18 protein-coding genes are annotated in these 20,722 nt (G+C 45.2%); 8 read left to right on the top strand and 10 right to left on the bottom strand.

The window, feature by feature from the left end:
• The 4 genes from QUA80_RS17825 to QUA80_RS17810 all read left to right on the top strand — a co-directional run.
• Positions 1 to 440, top strand: a 440-nt coding sequence (locus QUA80_RS17825; protein WP_333426454.1) for a transposase, incomplete at its 5' end; no start/stop codon positions are given.
• Positions 441 to 498: 58 nt separating this feature from the next.
• Positions 499 to 2,517: an ABC transporter ATP-binding protein gene (locus tag QUA80_RS17820; RefSeq protein WP_333426453.1), complete on the top strand. Its 2,019-nt coding sequence runs from the start codon at positions 499 to 501 to the stop codon at positions 2,515 to 2,517.
• Positions 2,518 to 3,171: 654 nt separating this feature from the next.
• Positions 3,172 to 6,609, top strand: coding sequence for a PAS domain S-box protein (locus tag QUA80_RS17815; RefSeq protein ID WP_333426452.1), 3,438 nt, complete (start codon positions 3,172 to 3,174; stop codon positions 6,607 to 6,609).
• A 207-nt stretch (positions 6,610 to 6,816) separates the two neighbouring features.
• On the top strand, positions 6,817 to 8,121 hold the full coding sequence (locus tag QUA80_RS17810) for a cytochrome P450 (RefSeq protein ID WP_333426451.1): 1,305 nt from the start codon (positions 6,817 to 6,819) through the stop codon (positions 8,119 to 8,121).
• A 194-nt stretch (positions 8,122 to 8,315) separates the two neighbouring features.
• Here the strand turns inward: QUA80_RS17810 and QUA80_RS17805 are convergent, their stop codons facing one another.
• Together QUA80_RS17805 and QUA80_RS17800 are read right to left on the bottom strand one after the other, a co-directional pair.
• Complete coding sequence (locus QUA80_RS17805) at positions 8,316 to 8,921, bottom strand: chorismate lyase (protein WP_333426450.1); 606 nt, start codon at positions 8,919 to 8,921, stop codon at positions 8,316 to 8,318.
• Positions 8,922 to 8,948: 27 nt separating this feature from the next.
• A complete protein-coding gene (locus QUA80_RS17800) occupies positions 8,949 to 9,530 on the bottom strand; it encodes an acireductone dioxygenase (RefSeq protein WP_333426449.1) in 582 nt (193 codons plus the stop codon).
• A 317-nt stretch (positions 9,531 to 9,847) separates the two neighbouring features.
• Here QUA80_RS17800 and QUA80_RS17795 point away from each other — a divergent pair, with 317 nt between their 5' ends.
• The 4 genes from QUA80_RS17795 (at position 9,848) to QUA80_RS17780 (ending at position 12,366) form a co-directional block, all read left to right on the top strand.
• Positions 9,848 to 10,813: a M48 family metallopeptidase gene (locus QUA80_RS17795; protein ID WP_333426448.1), complete on the top strand. Its 966-nt coding sequence runs from the start codon at positions 9,848 to 9,850 to the stop codon at positions 10,811 to 10,813.
• 233 nt (positions 10,814 to 11,046) lie between these two features.
• Positions 11,047 to 11,472, top strand: coding sequence for a DUF4359 domain-containing protein (locus tag QUA80_RS17790; RefSeq protein WP_333426447.1), 426 nt, complete (start codon positions 11,047 to 11,049; stop codon positions 11,470 to 11,472).
• A gap of 233 nt (positions 11,473 to 11,705) precedes the next feature.
• Complete coding sequence (locus tag QUA80_RS17785) at positions 11,706 to 12,266, top strand: TerD family protein (protein WP_333426446.1); 561 nt, start codon at positions 11,706 to 11,708, stop codon at positions 12,264 to 12,266.
• On the top strand, positions 12,244 to 12,366 hold the full coding sequence (locus tag QUA80_RS17780; RefSeq protein ID WP_333426445.1) for a hypothetical protein: 123 nt from the start codon (positions 12,244 to 12,246) through the stop codon (positions 12,364 to 12,366). Before QUA80_RS17785 ends, QUA80_RS17780 begins: the two co-directional genes overlap by 23 nt.
• On the opposite strand, the gene hpsP is transcribed toward QUA80_RS17780, so the two are convergent.
• From hpsP to rsmD, 8 genes are all read right to left on the bottom strand, one after another.
• Positions 12,363 to 13,541, bottom strand: a complete 1,179-nt coding sequence (hpsP, locus tag QUA80_RS17775) for a hormogonium polysaccharide biosynthesis glycosyltransferase HpsP (RefSeq protein ID WP_333426444.1) — start codon at positions 13,539 to 13,541, stop codon at positions 12,363 to 12,365. The genes QUA80_RS17780 and hpsP overlap by 4 nt on opposite strands.
• A gap of 47 nt (positions 13,542 to 13,588) precedes the next feature.
• The gene (locus QUA80_RS17770) at positions 13,589 to 13,768 is read right to left on the bottom strand and encodes a hypothetical protein (RefSeq protein WP_333426443.1); all 180 of its coding nucleotides are present in this window, start codon (positions 13,766 to 13,768) and stop codon (positions 13,589 to 13,591) included.
• Positions 13,765 to 14,112 carry a hypothetical protein gene (locus tag QUA80_RS17765; RefSeq protein WP_333426442.1) on the bottom strand — a complete coding sequence of 116 codons (348 nt, stop codon included), beginning with the start codon at positions 14,110 to 14,112 and terminating at the stop codon, positions 13,765 to 13,767. Before QUA80_RS17765 ends, QUA80_RS17770 begins: the two co-directional genes overlap by 4 nt.
• Positions 14,113 to 14,155: 43 nt before the next feature.
• Entirely contained in the window at positions 14,156 to 15,325 is a 1,170-nt protein-coding gene (gene hpsO / locus QUA80_RS17760; protein WP_333426441.1) for a hormogonium polysaccharide biosynthesis glycosyltransferase HpsO, read from the bottom strand.
• A gap of 31 nt (positions 15,326 to 15,356) precedes the next feature.
• On the bottom strand, positions 15,357 to 16,331 hold the full coding sequence (hpsN, locus tag QUA80_RS17755) for a hormogonium polysaccharide biosynthesis glycosyltransferase HpsN (protein WP_333426440.1): 975 nt from the start codon (positions 16,329 to 16,331) through the stop codon (positions 15,357 to 15,359).
• An 18-nt stretch (positions 16,332 to 16,349) separates the two neighbouring features.
• Positions 16,350 to 17,975: a glycosyltransferase family 39 protein gene (locus tag QUA80_RS17750; protein WP_333426439.1), complete on the bottom strand. Its 1,626-nt coding sequence runs from the start codon at positions 17,973 to 17,975 to the stop codon at positions 16,350 to 16,352.
• A 190-nt stretch (positions 17,976 to 18,165) separates the two neighbouring features.
• Entirely contained in the window at positions 18,166 to 19,626 is a 1,461-nt protein-coding gene (gene glmM / locus QUA80_RS17745; RefSeq protein ID WP_333426438.1) for a phosphoglucosamine mutase, read from the bottom strand.
• 402 nt (positions 19,627 to 20,028) lie between these two features.
• The gene (rsmD, locus tag QUA80_RS17740; protein ID WP_333426437.1) at positions 20,029 to 20,571 is read right to left on the bottom strand and encodes a 16S rRNA (guanine(966)-N(2))-methyltransferase RsmD; all 543 of its coding nucleotides are present in this window, start codon (positions 20,569 to 20,571) and stop codon (positions 20,029 to 20,031) included.
• Positions 20,572 to 20,722: the final 151 nt, after the last annotated feature.

Below are 20,722 nucleotides of genomic sequence, written 5' to 3'. Positions count from 1 at the left end.
CTCAAAACAAAAATCAAGTTATCGCTTTGGAAGATTTGACGGGAATTAGGGAGCGCACAAACCAGCAGCCACGCTCGAAAAAAGAGCGGAGACTTAGTAATAGCTGGGCGTTCTTTCAGTTGCGTCAATTCCTCATCTACAAAGCTATAAAGCACAGCCTAAAGATTTTGTCTGTTGAGCCTAGATACACTAGCCAAACTTGCCATAATTGCAATCAGATTCACCCTGTACAGGGTGAATCTTATAGAAACGGCAAAAAGTTTGCTTGTGGTCATTGTGGATGGAAAGGTGATGCCGACTTAAACGGCAGTAAGAATATTGCTGCTATTGGGGCTTTCGTAAATAAGCCCGAAGGTTCGAGATTGTTTTGCAATGTGCAAGATCATTTCAGGGCTATTGAAAGCCCACACTGTACCTGTACTCAGGTTAGTGCTGGGTAATTTACCAGGCCCTGCTACAATCCACTTAATCTCCCTTTAATTTTTGCCATAGACTTCCATGAGTGAAACCGTCCTAGAAGTTCGCAACCTGCGGGTTCAATTTCAATCTGCGGACGCAGGCGATGCGTCTGCAACAGTCAAAGCTGTTGACGGCATTTCGTTTGAGGTCCAGCGAGGGCAAACTCTCGGAATCGTGGGAGAGTCGGGGTCGGGAAAATCGGTAACATCCCTGGCTGTTATGGGTTTGCTGTCGAGTTCGTCAACGAAAATCGAGGGCGAAATTTGGTTTTCTCCGACAAAAGACGGTGGTAGCAAGGGGCCTGTGAATCTGCTGGAAATCCCGGACACGGAAAAACAAACATACCGGGGCAGCCAGATTGCGACGATTTTTCAAGAGCCGATGAGTTCGCTAAATCCCGTTTATACGATCGGATTTCAACTCACAGAAGCTATTTGTTTGCACCAAAAGGTGTCGCAGACAGAAGCGCGGCGCCAAGCTGCTTCTCTGCTGCAAGAGGTGAAGCTGCTACCGGGCGACGATGAGCTCAGGCAGCGGTGTTTGGCTTTGCGGCAAGAGCATTCCCCGGTCGCTGCGAATCCAGCAGTTGGGGAAGACGACCTCGATTTGATGCAGCTCGTCAACCGCCAAAAACAAGCTATGCTCGATCGCTACCCCCACGAACTCTCAGGCGGTCAAATCCAGCGCGTGATGATTGCAATGGCCATTTCTTGCAATCCAACTTTATTAATTGCTGACGAACCGACCACGGCTTTAGACGTAACCGTGCAGGCAACAATCTTAGCTTTGCTGCGGGAGTTGCGGGACTCTAGAGGCATGGCAATGATTTTTATTACCCACGATTTGGGCGTCATTGCGGAAATTGGCGATACGGTGGCGGTGATGTACCGAGGCAAGATTGTTGAGTGCGGTGCGCTCGAACAAATTTTCAGCAATCCCCAACATCCTTACACAAAAGGTCTGTTAGCTTGCCGCCCAACTCTCGATAGGCAACTGCGCCGCTTGCCGACAGTTTCTGATTTTATGGATGTCACCACAAATGCTAGCGGCGAATTAGTAATTGTCGAGAAAAATGCCGATGTAGACGGCGACAGCAGTGGGGGAAATCCCGCTTTGGCAACAGGAAAACCGCCTCGGCTGCCGAATATTTCCGAGCCTTTGCTAGCTGTTAATAACTTGCGAGTGGGTTTTCCGGTGCAGGGAATGTTTGGCGAAACTAAACGCTTGTTTATGGCGGTAAATGATATTTCTTTTGAGGTTTACCCGGGCGAGACTTTGGGTTTGGTGGGCGAGTCTGGCTGCGGCAAATCAACTTTGGCGAGAGCTTTGCTGCAATTAATTCCGATCGCCAGCGGTAAAGTGTTTTTTGAAGGTCAAGAAATTACGCCTCCTGCCAGAAGTAGTTCCGCATCGCAGTGGATGGCTAATTATCGGATGAAAAAAGAGTACGATCGCAAATTGCGGTGGCTGCGGCGCGATCTGCAAATTATTTTTCAAGACCCTTTTAGTTCTCTCGACCCGCGCCTGAATATTGGCAATGCGGTGATGGAACCGATGGTGATTCACCGCTTTGGTAAGAACAAAAAAGAACAGCGCGATCGCGCGGCTTATTTGTTGGATAGAGTGGGTTTAAATCCAGATTTTATGCGGCGCTACCCTCACGAGTTTTCGGGCGGACAGCGGCAGCGAATTTGTATTGCTAGAGCTTTGGCTTTGAATCCTAAGTTTATTATTTGCGACGAGTCGGTTTCGGCATTAGATGTGTCGGTGCAGGCGCAAGTTTTAAATTTGCTGAAGGAGTTGCAAACAGAGTTTGGACTGACTTATATTTTTATTTCTCACGATTTGAGCGTGGTCAAGTTTATGAGCGATCGCGCGATCGTCATGAACAAAGGTAAAATCGAGGAAATTGGCACTGCCGAGCGCATTTACCGCCAGCCGCAGCAAGCTTACACGCGACAACTTATAGCTTCTATTCCTGCGGGTAACTTAGAGCGAATTCGGCAACAGCAACTAGGTCGCAAAGCTGTTTCGCTCCCATCGCCGACAGATGAATAGAAACACTTTTAAGATCTACTGTTTTAAACTGGTATCAATTACCAATTGCCCGTTACCAATTACCAATTACTAATTAGCCATTACGCGCGAATATCTCGTGCAAAGAAAAACTGCTACAAATATTTGTTTCATTCGATCTTCACAAATCAGCAGTTGATATTTATTTTAAATTCATAATTTATTTACGGTCAATTTCAACCTGCTTGAACTTGACTAATATTCCTGCTTGTTAAACCCACACCCAGGGTGGTTCACGCAGTATTTTCATACATCAAACCCGGTCATTACTGGACGCAAAAAGTGCTATAATACGCTGCTATAACGCGGCAAGCAGCTTTATCCGCAGCCTCCATAATTAGGTTCTCCGTCCAATTAGCTAGATTAGGCCAAAAGTCTCATGACTAACAGCAATATGTAGCGTAGTATTATAGATAAGCTCTCTCTCTGAGTCGGAAAAAGTAAAAAATGCACACCTCAGCTAAAAAGAGATTGCTCGCTAATTCCGTAAATACACTTAATTCTCTAGCCAGCTTGCGTAAATCTACGCAATTTTTAAAATGCTAGATTTCGCAAGCTAGCAAAGTTTTACAATATTTAAACATTTTTATATTAATTTTGAGCCACCACAAGTAAAACGGAATCAACAGTAAAAAAATGAAGTATTCTGTTCGTATCGAAGCATCCAAAAGCACTAAATTATTGAGCTTACTGCAACTGTTGTTGAGAAAATTCACGGCAGCAGTCACCAGAATAGAAAAGGCAGAAGGCAGCAAGCAGTATGACAAAAAAATCAGCATAGCGACGATCGCCCCTGGCAGTGTATTCTCAATTTTGATAATTGTACTGCTGGTGTTAAACGGATGGCTCGTAGCTGGCAGCGGCGATAATTTCTACCATCGCCAACTCGCCCTGGGATTTTTGGCAATAGCAAACATGGTATTTTTGGCGGTATCGGCGCGCTCAAAAGCTTCTGCTGTCGCAGCCCAAAACCACAGCCCATCCAGCGAACCCGACGGGGGCGATCGCTTTTTTAGCCTCTCGCTAGATCTGCTGTGCGTCATTGGTTTTGACGGTTATTTAAAACGTATCAACCCAGCAGCAGAAAAAATCCTCGGCTATTCTCCAGGAGAAATGGTTGGCCAACTCTTCATTGAATTCGTGCATCCAGACGATCGCGAAGCTACTTTAAAAGAAGCTGAAAGTATTGCTGCGGGGAATAATACCGTTGGGTTTCAAAACCGCTGGCGCTGTCAAAACGGTTCTTACAAGTGGATAGCCTGGACAGTTAGCCCTTTCTCCGAGGAAGAATTGATGTATGCTATCGGCCGCGACATTACCGCTCACAAAAAAGCAGAAGCAGCGCTGCAAGAAAGCCAGCGTTTTGTTGAGCGAATTGCCAATACCAGTCCGAATCTTCTCTATGTTTACGACGAAACAGAGCAGCGAAATGTCTACAGCAACCGCGAAATCACTGACACCCTCGGCTATACCGCCGAAGAAGTTCAACAAATGGGCAGCAGTCTGTTACCTACCATTATCCACCCTGATGATTTAGCTAAATTTCCCAAATGTTGGCAGCAATTAGAAAATGCTCCCGACGGCGAGGTTGTTGAGTACGAATATCGGGTGCGCGACAAACAAAATCGTTGGCATTGGTTAGTCAGCAGGAATATTGTATTTAGCAGAACAGAGGACGGAAAAATTCAGCAACGCCTCGGTGCTGCAACGGACATTACAGAGCGCAAAATAGCTGAACAAGCTTTAGCAGAACAATTGAAACTTTCTTTATTCACAGCAGATGTGGGAATTGCTCTAACTCAAAACCAGACTTTGCTTGCAACTTTGCAATATTGCAGCGAAGCAGTTGTGCGCCATTTGGATGCTGCGTTTGTTCGGATTTGGACGCTGAATGAAGAAGGAACTTTATTAGAACTGCAAGCAAGTGCGGGGATATATACTCACATTGACGGCGCTCACAGCCGCATTGCTGTCGGTGAGTTCAAAATTGGTTTAATCGCCCTGGAGCGAAAACCTCACATCACTAATTCTGTGCAAGAAGATCCCCGAATCCACGACAAAGAATGGACGAAACGAGAAGGAATGGTGGCTTTTGCTGGATATCCGCTAATTGTTGACAATCAGTTGCTGGGAGTAATCGCGATGTTTGCTCGCGAGGAGTTGAATGAAGCAACGCTGGTTGCTTTTTCCTCAAGTGCCGATGCGATCGCCCTGGGAATTAAGCGCAAACAAACAGAAGAAGCTCTCGACACACAAAAGCAAACTTTGAGGGCAATTATTGATAATGCTCCTATTTGGGTGTGGCTGACTGACACTAAAGGCAAGATGCTGTTGGTTAACAAAACTTTTTGCGAATCTGTGAACGTTCCTGAAGAAAGATTTTTGGCAGCTTCTCATTCTTCAGAAATTTTGGGAGGGGAAGCATTTGCTAAGTGCATGGCATCAGACCTGCAAGTTTTGAGTCAAGATACTCCTTTTTATGCTGATGAAATAATGCAGTTTGCTGACGGTAACAATCACCATTTAGAGGTAATTAAAGCTAAGGTAAAAGATGCTAACGGCAGCACTATCGGCTTAATCGGCTTGGGTTTGGACGTTACCAAACAAAAAGAATCTCAAAGACAGTTGCAAAAGTCGGAAGCGAAATTCCGTAAATTAGCAGAGCAGGAAGCGCTGCTGAACCAGCTAGCTAGCAATATCCGCGAATCTCTGGATTTAGATACTATTTTGGCAACAACTGTGCAGCAGATTCGCGACTTGCTGCAACTCGATCGCTGTCAGTTTATTTGGTATTGGCCAGACGCCTCGCCGCCAGTTTGGGCCGTGGAATACGAGGCGAAAAATGACGATTTGCCTTCGCTTTTGGGTTTAGTTCCTGCTGGTGTGACTGGTTCTCATGCCGAGCGAATTGCCAATTTGGAAATAATTCGGGTTGATGATTGCGAGACTCTTACCGATCCAGCAGAGCGGGAATTTTTCAGGTATGTAGGATTCAACTCTCTCCTGGACATTCCACTTCAAACATCCGCTGGTAAAATAGGGGTAATTTGCTGTAGCGATTCTAGCAGCGTGCGGTGTTGGAGCGATGGAGAAGTGGAACTGTTAGTCGCAGTGGGCAACCAATTGGCGATCGCCATTAATCAAGCGGAACTTTACACTAAAAGCGTCGATTCAGCTCGGATAGCACAAGAACAAGCTGCCAAACTCGAAGTAACTCTGTGCGAACTCCAGCAAGCTCAAACTCAGCTCGTGCAGGCAGAAAAAATGTCGAGTCTCGGCCAGATGGTAGCAGGAATTGCCCACGAAATCAATAACCCAGTCAGCTTTATTTTCGGCAATCTTACCTACACAGAAGAATACACCACAAACCTGATGAAACTGGTGCAAATGTATCGAGATGAATACCCGGAACCTTCTCCCGATCTTCAGCAGGCAATAGAGGTGTTAGAGCTGGATTTTGTGCTAGACGACTTGCCGAAAATGCTGTCTTCTATGCAGGTGGGAGCCACTCGCATCCGCGATATCGTGAGGAGTTTGCGGAATTTTTCTCGCCTAGATGAATCTGACATGAAAAAGGTTAATATTCATGAAGGCATCGACAGCACATTGATGATTTTAGAACACCGTTTGAAAGTTCAGCCTGTTAGCGTAGCGGGTACGGAGTACCGTCGCCCCGCAATTCAAATCGTTAAAGAATACGGACAATTGCCGCTGGTGGAGTGCTACGCCGGACTGTTGAATCAGGTGTTTATGAATATTATCGCCAACGCTATTGACGTTTTACAACAACCGCTCGAAAATCCGGGAATTATCCGCATTCGTACAGAGGTAGAAGGTACTCTCGCTGTGATTAGAATTGCTGATAACGGTGCAGGCATGACCGAGCAAGTCAAGCAGCGGATATTTGACCCGTTCTATACTACAAAACCGATCGGTTCGGGGACGGGTATGGGTTTAGCGATTTCCCATTCAATTATTGTCGAAAAACATAAAGGTGAAATCAAGTGTTTCTCGGTGGTGGGGAAAGGCAGTGAATTTATAATCGAAATTCCGATTAAAAGAACAGAAAATTAAATTGGTTTGCATCCAAAAACAGTAAGGTGCGTCAGTTGAAAAACCCCTATTTTTTGGATAAATTCTGTATTAATAAGACAGACGCACCTACAGGATACAAAAAAATAAAAGCTACTTTACCATAAATTTATCTGGTTGAAAATATGCACGATACAACTAAAATTGATATGATATTAAAAATCTAAAATCTAACATCTAAAATCTAAAATGGCACTACCTCCCGGCAGTTTCGGTTTACCCTTAATTGGCGATACCCTCAACTTTTTGCAAGATTCCCAATTTGCCAAAAAACGCCACCAACAGTACGGGCCCATTTTCAAAACCAGCATTTTCGGACAGCCTACCGTGTTTATGTCTGGCCAAGAGGCTACTTTGTTTGTTTTAAGCAATGACAACCAATATTTTGTTGTGACTTGGCCTGCCAGCACGAGAGCGCTTTTAGGGCCGCTTTCCTTGGCGTTGCAAACGGGTGCTAACCACCAAAATCGGCGCAAGTTGCTGTACCAAGCGTTTCAGCCGCGAGCTTTGGCGGGCTACATCGACGCGATGGAAAATATCACTCAGCGCTATTTGGAAAAATGGGCGAAAATGGAAACCCTGACTTGGTATCCCGAACTGAGAAATTATACTTTTGATGTGGCGGGTAAGTTGTTAGTAGGGCTTGAAAATGGTTCGGAAACGGCGCTAGGACATAATTTTGAAACATTTGCGGAGGGTTTATTTTCTATCCCTTGGGATTTGCCTTTTACTCTGTTTGGCAAAGCTAAAAATGGCAGGAAGTTACTGTTAGCAGAAGTGGAAAAGATTATTCGCGATCGCCAACAAGGAACCCCTAGTGGCAATGATGCTTTGAGTGTGCTGATTTCAGCTCGCGATGACGAGGGAAATAGTTTGAGTTTGGAGGATTTGAAAGATCAAGTGCTGTTGCTGCTGTTTGCGGGACACGAAACTTTAACTTCGGCGATCGCCTCTTTTTGCCTTGTCTTAGCTCAAAATCCCGATGTGATGGCAAAAGTGCGGGCGGAACAGCAGCAGTTCCCCGCAACTGAACCCCTAACATTGGAACAACTCAAACAAATGACCTATTTAGAACAGGTGCTGCGAGAAGTGCTGCGTTTCATTCCACCTGTAAGAAGTATTTTTCGGACAGTAATTAATGCTTGTGAGTTCGGTGGCTATGAAATTCCTAAAGGTTGGAACGTGGCTTATGGGATTAATCAAACCCATCACGATAGTCAACTTTATCCTGAACCAGATCGATTCGACCCCGATCGATTTAGCTCGGAGCGATCGCCTAAACCTTTCAGTTACGTGCCCTTTGGCGGCGGCTTGCGAGACTGTTTGGGCAAAGAATTTGCCCGATTAGAAATGAAGTTGTTTGCGGCAAAGATTGTTCGGGAGCTTGAATGGGAGCTGTTACCGGATCAAGATTTGAATTTAATCCCAGTACCGATTCCTCATCCGCGCGACGGTTTGCGAGTGAAATTTCGTCGGACAACTATGAATAGGTAGAAAATCCAGCTCCCCAACATCTTCAAGAAGTTGGGGAAGCTCATACCAAATCCGGCTGTATACTCTCCCGATCTATCTTCTTCTTCTTCTTTGTGTCCTTTGCGTCTTGGCGGTTTATCAAAAGGACTAAGGCAAGCGTGTCACAATTAGTAAAGTACGTCAGATGCCAAAACCCTCGATCGGCCGATCGCATCTCAATCAACATCCAATTGCATCGGCCCCAAATACTTAATTAAATAAGGCGAAAACACCTCATAAATCAGCGTCAGTGGCTTCCCGTGATGCCAAAACAAATAGTGTCGCCCCCAAAAAGGCCCCGACTGTTCAAAAGCTGACTCCAAAGCCACCGAATCACCGCAATAAATGCCCTGCACATCGCGATACAATTCTGTGCGGAGCCGCGCTAAACTGGCCCAAATTGGCAAAGATTTATTTTGTAAATATTCATCTACGTGGCTCGCTTCCCACCAAGAAGTCGCATAGGCCAGGCGCTGTCCCGAAGCAGTCCGCAGCCACACTTGGCGGCGCAGCCGCGGCCCGGGAACGGCGACAATTTGCTGGGGCGCGCCGTCTGCGTCCTCACCCACTAAAGACATATCGATGACATCTACTTCTGTGGGTTCCCCTGTCAGCAGTTGCAGGTGACGGGTGGGGGAACCGTCGCCCAGGAGCAGTATTTGCCATGCCGGTGCTAGCTTGGTGTGGGGTAAACCCTTCTGTACTGCGTCTTCTGCTCCTTGCCACAGGGGGTTGAGAGCGTGCCAGGTTTGGCTGTTTTTGGGTGTGAATGTTGCAGTCAAGGGTCTTTACAAAACTTAACTTTTCGCTTATGATAACGCTGTTTGGAGGTTTGTGAGCTTTTCCACATTTAAGCGCGATCGAATTTCCGTATCGGTATACTCCGGCGTCCACCCTTCTTTGGTGGTAAAGTAGCGCACCGCTTTAATTTTCCGGGCTGCTGTCAAATAAAACCAGTGTTCTGTATTCGCCGGCACGTTGATAAATTCTTCCGGCTGCACTGTGAGTTCGACTTGGCTGCCGTCGGGCCGCACGAAGCCGAAAATGCCCTCGCCTGCTAGGATATAGCGGACTTCATCATCGGCGTGGATGTGGCACTTGTTAAATTTGGACAGCATTGTGTCGAGGTTGGGAAGGTCTGGGTGCAGTACGATTAAGTCGCGATCTTGATAGCCTGCACTTTCCGACAATTGTTGAAAGTAGCCGTCGAGGGCTTGCAGCACTTGCTCTTTTTGATTGTCGTCAAGAGCATCTTTAGCTAACAAATTTTGAATTTCAGCGCTGTCACCCACGGGCCAGCGGTTGAGTTGAATGTTTAAGGAACCGAGTTCTCGGGTAATGTCGCTAAGTTGAGTGTAGGTTGTACCGTTTTCGAGTCGCAGGATAGCCATTTTTTCACGTTCCAATTTTTGGGTGAGGCGATACACAGATACTTTGAAAGATATTGGTCGATCGCGCCTGTACCAGAATCACAATTTTAACGCTAATTTGAACAGGACTTACAGGGGATCCCAGAAACCGGGTTTTTTTACGCAATACTTCGTTACACACCGTAAATTCGGTAAAAAACCCGGTTTCTTGGTCGGAGTGCGTCCAGGACTGATGAACAGTTCAATATTTGTCGCGATAATATTGATAAGTCAGGCGCCAGCTAGCACCAGCAGCGAGCAGCAATACCGCTCTATTAAATGTAACTTTTGCAACAACTATGCCTACTTATACGGGAATTTCTAGCGAAGCATTTCAGCATCCCCTCGATCGCCAAGCCGAGGCAGCATTGCGCAGCGTGCCTGGATTTGACTTAATTGCCAGCAAATTTGTAGAATTTGTCTACGAACGACCGCAATTCGTTTACCTAATGGGAAATAGCATTCAAGTCGGGCCCCGCCAATATGCCAGCATTTATCATATATTTCGGGAGTGCGTGCAGGCTTTAGATGTTTTTCCAGAACCGGGTTTGTTTGTTTCTCAAAATCCCTCAGTTAACAGCTATGCCCTCGGAAAAAACCAGCCTTATGTAGTATTAAACACTGGTCTTTTAGACTTGTTGGACGAGGCGGAAATTAGGGTAGTCTTGGCTCACGAGTTGGGTCACATTAAATGCGGTCATCCAACTTTAAATCAAATGGCTACCTGGGCTATGAGCGTCGCATCGACAATTGGCGAGATGACTTTCGGGCTGGGAAATGTGGTCGGTAGCGGTTTAATTTTCGCTTTTTACGAGTGGCGGCGCAAGGCTGAATTGTCGGCAGACCGGGCGGCTTTGTTGGTGACGGATGACTTGAACAATGTGATGAAGACGATGATGAAACTTGCGGGAGTTAGCAGTAAATATGCTGACCAATGCAGTTTGCAAGAATTTATCCGCCAGTCTGACAACTATCAAGAGCTCGATCGAGACAATCTCAACCAAGTGTATAAGTTTTTACTCTACAACGGCGGCCAGGGCGTGATGCTGAGTCATCCTTTCCCGGTGGAACGCCTGCGGTATTTGCGAGACTGGGCAAGTTCCGAGGAATACCGCCAAATTAAGCTGGGGAACTACAAGCGGGCTGTAGCTGAGGGTGCGGTTGATGTGAAGTCCCAAACGCCTAACAGCGAGACGGAGGCTTTGCGCCGTCAGATTGAAGAGTTGCAGCGGGAGATCGAGAGGCAAAAATCAAAGCGAAACTAAGTTTAAATTCCTCGTTTCCAGGCTGTGCCTGGGAACCAGCTAACCAGCTAAATGTTTTGTTGAAGATTTACCGGATTTGAGGGAGGGGGAGACGTAACAGGAAGGTAAACCAGTGAGAGACTTACTCGCAACTCGCCTCCAATCTAAAAACTGTCCCCTCCTTTCGGAAATCTGTTTCTGAGGAGGTGTAGTTTAAATCAAGAGAAGCTTATAAATCAACGGGGCTAAAAAAAATGATTATTGATAAACCAATGAATACTAACAAGTCAACTTCTAATTTTTTCGGCAACGTGGGAAAAGTCGCGATCGCGATGACTCTTCTGGCCGCCGGCATGGCATTTACAAATCCTGGGAGAGACAAATACCTAACTTATGCTTCCGGCGTACTCGAAACCGAGTTGGAAAACACTGTGTGCAAAGATTCTCGCGTTCCGAAAGCTTTGAGCGGCATTACAGATACTTTGATCGGCAGTTGCAAGAATTTGCTGACTTCGCAGCGGGACACGATCGAAAGCTTGCTCGACAATACAACGCAGCGTCAAAATTTAGGTGTGGTCAGTATTTACACAACTGAATTAGGTAAAAAAAGCTATCAAACGGTTGGAGCTTTTGGTAATTTTGTGACGCTGCCGCCTAGTTCGGAAAACCCTCAAAACTAGAGTCAAATTAAGTTCAATTGTAGAAACCGGGTTTTGTAGAAAGCCCGGTTTTTACTTCGGTAATTCTCTCTAATAAAATCTAAATTCATTCGGATACAGGCAGGACATATTTTTAATCAAGCCCGGTATTATAGGTATAATATTAAGTTTTATTAAAGAAGAAAAGTTATTGTGCCACTTAATATTAACATGAGCACTATAAAGTTTTAGGTTTAACAAATAAGCAGATGGCAATGCAATTAAGTAAGGGTGAAAGATTTAATATCTCTCAAGAAGCGCCTGGTATAAAAAAAATGGCGATCGCCCTCGGTTGGCAGGTGACAGAGGCAGGACAAAGCTACGAGATTGATGTCTCTGCGTTTATGCTAGGTGCTGACGGCAAAATACCTAACGATAAATATTTTATCTTTTACAATAACCTGCAATCCTTTGATAGTTCGGTACTGCAAACGATTCCTGAAAAAAACAACCCAAATCAAGAGAATAAGACTATTTACGGCATTATCTTAGAAAGAGTTAATCCTGAAATTGAGGAAATAACTTTTGTTGTGACTATTCACGAAGCAGATAAAATTAATGCAAATTTTAGCAATATCAAAAATGCTTTCATCAAAATTAGCAATTTGGATACAAAGAACGAACTGGTTCGGTATGAATTAAAAGAGAATTTTTCGCGAGAGACTGCTGTAGAATTTGGTCGTTTGTATAGAAAGAATGGAGAGTGGAGATTTCAGGCGGTAGGCGCAGGATATCAGGCAGGATTGCAGAGTTTTGTTGACAAGTATTGCAGCTAAAGTAGCAGCGTTGAAAAAATATCGCCTGAAAATTCAGATAGCAGCAGCACAAGAACTCGCAGCAGGAGAAGAAGTAAAAGGTAAACGGCTGTTGCATTAGTTAAGAGATGACAAAATCTGCTGGTAAGCATCGATGGTTTGTTGGGCGATCGCCTCCCAGTTATAATGCTTTTTTGCATACTCTTTGCCGTTCAATCCCCGCCGTTGGCGTTCTTCGGGATTCAGAAGTGCTGATTTGATTGAATTGGCGATCGCCCCTACTTCCAAAGGTTCTACCCAACCAGCTTCTGCTTGCTGTATGTCTTCGGCAATATGTATGCGATCGGAAATGGCGACAGGTACACCGGCGGCCATCGCTTCTGCTACAGCAATGCCAAAATTTTCGTAATAAGAAGGCAAGACAAATAAGTCGGCTTTTGTCAACAGTTCAAGTTTAAAATCACCGCTCACAAAGCCAGTTATTGTTGTGTATTTTGCTAAGCTTGAATTCTGAATTTGTACTTTAATTTGTGTTTCATAATCAGCATTTTGGGGATTTGAACCAGCTAAAATAAAGTGAAATTCTATCCCCAATCCTAAAATACTTTCTAATGCTGGAATTAATAAATCAAGCCCTTTTTTAGGTTCAATTCGCGACATAAATAAGATGATTGGCACTTGAGATTTTGGCAATCTCTTAGAAAACAAACCTCCTGTCACCCCCAATGGAATCACCAAATCCCGTGGCACAGGAATCTTGCCTGTGCTGCCCAAACCAAATCTCTCTGAGATTTTAGCCTCTTCTTTACTTGTGAAATGAATTGCTGCTGCACCTGCTAAATTAGGGCGTTCTAAAAGCGTGGCATAAATCTGTTTCAAGCGCTTTTTTTTCTGCAAGTCTGCGGGGTCAAGCATACCGCAGGGACGGATAATATACGGTAAACGGTGACATCTAGCAATTGTGGCAGCAAAGGTAGTTACTGGCGAGAATAAAGCGTGAATGTGGGCGAGGTCAAATTGTTGTGCATTTGCATTCAACCACTGCAATAACGAGAGAGAAAACTTATATCTACGAAACGGAGAACAGCGGAAATAAATAATCTGATAGCCGTTTTGTTTGATTGGTTGATTTAAGGGGACATCTAAGGGATATTGACCGATATCTCCGTTAGAATCTGTGGTGATAATTGTCACATCAATCCCTCGGAAAGCGAGGGCCGCAGAAAGTCCGAGTACCATTTGACTTGGCCCGCCGTAGACTAGGGAAATTGAGGGTATAATTTGGAGAATCCGCATCAAGGATAGTTATTTAAATCCACATACCAACATCTCCCATTACAAATTTAATTATCTGCAAAAGTTTGCCCGTCTAGTTGTTCAGCTTCCTCTCTCTTTGTTGCTGTAATTTGGGTATTGTGAGCCATTGTCTTGGAAAATTCATACATTTCACTGGCTTTTGCTTCCGCAGCTTTCACAATTTCAAGGATTTCCAGCAGTAGGCTTTCATCTGGTAATTGTTTCATTGCAATACTTGTAATCTCTCAACTACTTTGTCTATCAGAATTCTAGATTCGGGCGCCATATGTAGCAAGGTTGCTAAATAATCTGCTGCTTTTTGAACATCTTCATCGGGCACACCATCCAGCAATATATTGGCCACAATGTGCTCTGCTTGTAAGCGAACACCTGATACGCAGAATTCAAAATTGGTGATGGAAGAAAAGTATTGCATCAGTATTTCATTTTCGGGAAAAAGAGACATTGCTGTTCTAAGTGCAAAAAGTCCCTGCGTTGCTTGGCTTTCGGTATCATGTAGTACCTGGTAGAGTTCGTCTACCAAAGAGCGTATGTCGGAAGGAATAGACATTTGCCACAGGTTTTATTTAACACTTGCATTATACTACTAAAAATTACAACAATTCGTTGTAAAATTCCAACAACTGCTCAGCTAAAGCTTTATTGGTATAATTGCTCATCGCTCTCTGATAACCCCGATCGCCCAAATCAGCAGCCAACTCCCGCCCCTCCATCAATTCCTGCAAACACTCCCGCAAAACCCCTGCATTTCCCTCGGGGAATATTAACCCCGCATCGCCGATGACGTGGGGAATTTCCCCGCAGTCGGAACCGATAACCGGAATTTGACAGGCCATCGCTTCGATTAAAACGTGACCGAATTGTTCTTTCCAGCCCACAGCGGTCAAAGTTTTGAATTTATAGCTGGTTTGCGAAGGCAATACCAAACAGTTCATTAAGTTAATGTAGGGGGGTATTTCCTCGTGGGAAACGCTTTCTACCCAAATTATTCGGTCGCTGATTCCCCATTCAATACATTTTTCGGCGAGGTGCGTCCGCAATTTTCCTTGTCCTACTAACAGCCACTTCCAAGAGTTTTTTTTCAACCCTGCCAAGGCCTCAGCTAAAGTTAGCAGCCCTTTTTCTTCGACAAATCGCCCTACAAATCCTACCACAAAATCGGTCTGTTCTATGCCGAACCGGCGCGATAAATCAGCGTCTTTACCAGTACGGCGAAACAAAGTTTCATCTACTCCGAGTTGTGGCATTACTTTTACCGCACCTTGATAGCCCCGCTGCCGCAAAATTTTAGCTCCATCTAGGTTCCCTGCAATAATTCCGTCGGTGTGCTGAAGATTGTAATTTTCTAACACTGAAACCGGCCAATTCAATTGATAAGGCAGGTTCCACCACGTAAATAATATATTTTTTGCTTGCAGTTTAAGCAGTTTATTTAGTAATATTAACTGAGCGCAAGCGATAGATTTTGAACCTTGTTCAACTTGAACTATCTGCGGTTTAATTTTATGCAAAATTTCAATTAAATCTGTGCCAAATGTTAGCAATCCTTGATTGTTTTGACTCAAGTTGGAGACTGGGACTACTTTAAATGAGCCGTTTTGATAAAATTGCGTTTCTATAATTTTATTTTGTACGCCTCCTGGTTTCCAACGCTTCGGCACTACAACTGTTACTTCTATATCGGGTTCTAGGTTGGCTAATATCTTGAATTTTTCCCGATTAATGTCCACAATATAGGTGTGACTGGCCACGAGAATTCTCATTTATTGGGAAGGGCGAATGGGGAATAGGTAATTATTGAGCGTTGATGTTGTCTTGATGGCTGTAACTTTGTCCATCATTCCACAGAGATTTAATTACTGTATTTATAGCACTGAGAAAACCCAGGATATAAAAAGCAAATCTAGTTATAATTTTAATGGGTGAGGCACTTTTATAACAAGGTGGATTTCCCAAAACGTGGCAGTCAAATAGTTTGGCGAAAAATCGCAGGCATTGAAGTGCTGTTAAATTTTTCAATCCCATGAGGAAATGGTTGTGATAAAATGTGATTTGATATTCGATCGATCGCGTGCTGACATCGTGACAGCCGCCGCTCTCTTCCCCCAAGTGAACTAAAGACGCATTGGGATCGTACCAAATTTTCATGCCAGTCGATCGCAATCTCAAACAAAAATCCGACTCCTCCCGCACCGCACTCCCTGCAAACCTCTCGTCAAACCTCAGCCTCCATTCGGCAAAAACCTGCCTGCGAAATGACATATTGCAGCCTCTAGCCGAGAGCACCTCCTGCGGTTTGACGGTATGCACCAAATCGATAAAATACCAGGCAATCGCGGCATCCATCGCTTCTATTGGCAAATATTCGATAGCCAAATCGCCTCCAGAAAAATCCAATTTCATTCTGTCCAAAACCCTGCCCGCCACACATCCCACATCGGGTTTTTCTAAATAGTTGTCAGCGTGAGCCGCCAAAAAACCATCTGGCAATTGGACATCATCATCAATAAATAAAATAATCTCTCCTACTGCGCGCCGCACTGCATAATTTCGAGCACCAGGCAAACTCGCCCAATCTACCCGAAACCAGCGAATTTTGCCAGCATTTGCCAATTCCTCTAAATAAACTTGAGTTTCCGATTCGTGGGTGCGAGTTTGATCGATTACCAGCACTTCAAAATTCGGGTAATTTTGCCGAATCGCATCAGCCAATGTCTCTCGCAGAGGTTGCTCGCGGTTGTAGGTGGGTATCACAACAGAAATCATCATTTGCAGTTGCCACTTTCCTTATTTCTCTACACGCCAAAGCCAAACATCGCCCGGCTGGTAAATTGGTGTGATTTTATATTTTTGCACTTTTTCTAGTTCAAATTGCAATGCTTCTGTAGCTCGGTATAAAAATACATCGCTAAAACCGTCAGGAATTTTCACTTGTTCGGGTTTAACTGCCAGCAAAAGCTGTACTTGCGGCTTCAGCAGATAGCTGACAGACAGTATTTTCCCTGTGATGTTGTTCCCTCCGTGAGTGATTACTAAAGGTTTTTTGGCTTGATTGACAATTGCTGCTATTTGGGGATTGTATTTAGTGCTAGAAGGATATTTGTTCCACCAAAGTTGCGACTGCGAGCTGACGGTACAAGAAACTATTCCACTCGATATTAGCGCTATTAAACCGAGCTGCCACAGTTTGTTTTGTCGGGGATTGGTGGCGATTGTAATTTTAGCAGTGAATAGATAGGCAACAGCTAGCTGGATTCCTAAAATATAGGGAACCATATAGCGATCGGCAACGCCTCGCACTGCTATCAATACTATCGCTGTAATTCCGATCGCTGTCAATACAAACAGCCAAAATCGTTTGGGAGTGGAGCGGCAGAGCGAGTTGATTGAATGTGCGATCGCTAACAGTAATACGGCCACTACAATAAGTCGTATTAAATCGGTAGCAAGACCGCTTGCGCCCAATTTGATAATTCCGCCCGCCCAATGCGTGTCGATAAACATTCGGCAGGTGATGATAATTAAAGGTTTAAGTGAAGACATCAAAGACAAGGAAAGGCGGGGCAAGCCTACTGTTGCCTCGATTTTTTCCGAGTTATAAAGTAATATCCAAATCCAAGGCGCAAAAATAATTATTGCTGCCGCTGAAGCTAGTAAATAAGCAATTAATGTTTTGCTAAAACGCCAGTTTTCTGTGATAATTAGATAGATGCCGTGGGCGAATACTACTAAAAAAAATAATAAACTAGAATACAGTCCTAAAGTAAGGGCGATCGCATAAATAGACCAAACAGCCTTACTCAATTTAGATGTTGTAGGAGAATTTTGTATCGCGATCGCCCGCAGCAAAATTGCATTCGACAGCAAGACGAGGACTGCAAACATCATGTACGGTCTTGCCTCTTGCGCGTACAAGACGTGAAAGGGCGACACAGCGACGATTGTAACAGCCACCCATCCCGCAGACGCACAGCGAAATAATTCCCAGCACAGCCAATAAATGCTGGGGAAAACTAACAAACTAATCCAAGCTGAAAGACTTCTAACACTCGCCACTTGCGGGCAGAACAACTGCACCCAAAATCGGGCTAAAATAAAATACAGCGGCGATAGTTGGGGTTCTTCTGCAGCTAAACCTTTAACAGTATCCAACCAAGTTTTTTCGGAATTTATCTGTTGGTATTTCCGCTGCAAATCTGCGACGCTAATTGTTTTGCCTTGAAAATCTTGCTGCACCATTTCCGTCCAAGTGTAGCCAGAAATTCGCAGCGAGGTGATAGATTCGTCGAACGAGTAGACTTTGCGATCCAGATTAGTAAAGCGAAACCATATCCCCGTTATTAATATGACGACAATTAAAATTTTTAACGAAATTCGATGCAGCCGCCCATTTTGAATTGATTGGGTGTTCATACAATCAGAAATGGGGAAATGAAGAAAGAAGGATTTAGTTATTTAGGAGAGAGAGAATAAGCAGGAGGGAATAAAGAATGAGAAATTGGTTTTAATATCCCTGTATTTCTCTAGAGGCTTCTTTATTCTTCCTTCTTCATTATTCCTTCTTGCTTCTCCCTTCTACCTTCAGATTAATTCCCCATTTCCATCAGATAGCGATGTGTTGCCCAACGGCTAAAACTAAATTTTCAGTCCAGAAATTAGCCAATTCGGCGCTGGCAGCTTCCACCATAACTCGGATTAGCGGTTCAGTGCCAGAAGCGCGAACCAAAACCCGTCCCTGTTCGCCCATTGCTGTTGTAGCACGTTCGATCGCACTTTGCATTGCCTCGCACTCCTGCCATTTCAGGCGTTTTTCGCGATCCTCCACCCGAATATTTCGCAACAACTGCGGATAAGTTTGGAAACTGCCACTTACCAATTGTGCCAAAGATTCCCCGGACTGGCGAACCAGCGAAGCCAAATGCAAAGCTGTCAGCAAACCGTCGCCGCTGACACCGTAATGCGGACAAAGAATGTGTCCCGACTGTTCGCCGCCCAACATCGCACCGGTGCGCTGCATTTCAGCGTGAACGTACTGATCTCCCACGTTGGTTCTAGTTAGTTTGCCCCCCAATTCTTCCCAAGCTCGCTCGAAGCCGAGGTTAGCCATTACAGTAGAAATAATTAAATTGGACGGTAACTGTTGGGAGTCGCGCAACTGCCGGCCCCACAGGTAAAGAATGTAATCGCCGTCAATCGTTCGACCTTGGTTGTCAACACCCAAAACTCGATCGGCATCGCCGTCAAAAGCAAAGCCCAAATCGGCATTGTGTTCCAAAACCGCCGCTTGCAAACTTTCGAGATGAGTAGAACCGCAGTTAACATTAATACGATCGCCATCAGGAGAGTCGTGCAAACAGATAACCTCCGCCCCCATTTGCGCGAACACCGCCGGCCCCAAACCCGCAGCGGCCCCCCAAGCCAAATCCAAAACTATTCGCATTCCCTCCAAATTCATCTGTTGCAGCGAATCACAGAGGGAAGTGGCATAATCTTTCACCAACTCAGCGCGATGGTAGTGGTGTCCCCAAGCCAAGCTAGCAACCGGAACCTTTGCCCCCCGGATTCCCGCTTCGATTTGTTCCTGCAACTGCTGCGACAGCTTGGAACCGTTTGAGTCGAAAAACTTAATGCCGTTGTCTTCTGGGGGATTGTGAGAAGCCGAAATCATCACTCCGCCGACCGACTCCGAAACGCTTGCCAGATAAGCAACGCAGGGAGTGGGACACAATCCCAAATTCCACACTTCCAAACCGGCGGCCGTCAAACCCGCTGACAGTGCCATTGCCAGCATATCGCTGGAATTCCTGCTGTCTTGCCCCAAAATCACAGGCCCCTGGTTGGGGGAATGTTGGCGTAGAACTTGCCCAGCCCAGAAGCCCACTTGCAGGGCTAGGGGTGCATTCAGCAATTCTCCAACTTTCCCGCGAATGCCGTCTGTACCGAAGAGTTTGGTATTGGGCAGGGGGAGGCTATCTCCCAGCAGAATCGTATCGCGTTTGACTTGCTGTACCGAGTTAGCAGCCGGAAAGTCGCTGCCACGAGGGCGCGAAGGTGTCTGAACCATATTCACTCCTTTAGGAATATTCACACTCACACTTTGGGTTCATGTTACAACTGAAAGCTTTATTTTCAGCCTAAACTCCATTTATTTCGTCAATTGCTGAAGCAACTTGCTCTGACAACCTACGCACAAAGCTTAACTTCATCGGAAAAATTTGTATTGTATCCCAGGGAAAAACTTTTAGTACCGGGGGCGCCAACGCCCGGAAACCCGGTTTCTTTCTGCCTCCAGGCGTGACCGCGAATTTCAAAGGTGGTACCGGCCACGCGATCGATCCGTGGAATCAATCGAAAGCATCTCAAATCGAAAATCCTCAAGAAAGAGCATTTATCTCGCGCAAGTCATAAATCGAAAATCTAAAATCGAAAATCTAAAATCGATTGACGCTGCTGCCGTTTTAGCCTGTCAGGTACTGCGGGTATAGAAGGTTAATGCTGTATTGCCGTATATTTTATGGCGGCAAATTTCTAGGCCGGAAATCGCTTCTGTCGATCGCTCCGGGCTGTGTTCGACGGCGATTTCGCCGAGGAGTGCTAGCATTTCTTGGCTGGCGATCGTGTTTAACACAGGTTCGTACAAGTCGCTGGCGTAGGGCGGATCGAAGTAAATGCGATCGAACTGCTGCCCCGCTAGTGCCACCAACTTCGCCGTCGCGTTTCCCCGCAGTATTTGGAATGTTTGGGACGAGTCTGCTACTTGCTCCCAGTTTTGGCGGATAATCGCACAAGCTTTCGCCGACTGTTCGATGCCAGTGACACTCGCGGCTTGCCGACACAAAGCTTCTGCACCCATCGAACCGCTGCCTGTACAAATGTCAAGCCACCTGCAATCTGCGATCGTCCCTTGCCAAATATTAAATAAAGCTTCTCTGACTCGCGAAGGTGTAGGGCGAGTTGCGAGTCCGGGCAGGGTTTTGATTTGGCGGTTGCCACTGATTCTCAGACTCATACAATTTTAGATTTTAGATTTTAGATTTTAGATTGGGGATGACTGAATAAATATGAATTTGGTGCAGACTTACAGTTGCATTCTTTATTAAAACTGGTATCATTTAAAACTATAAACACCCGGTTTATACCGCAAACCGGGTTTTGTACAA

The sequence above is a fragment of the Microcoleus sp. F4-D5 genome (genome assembly GCF_036704885.1).
Classification (GTDB): domain Bacteria; phylum Cyanobacteriota; class Cyanobacteriia; order Cyanobacteriales; family Microcoleaceae; genus Microcoleus.
Note: the sequence above shows the minus strand (reverse complement) of the source record. Positions and strands in the feature narration are given on the sequence as shown.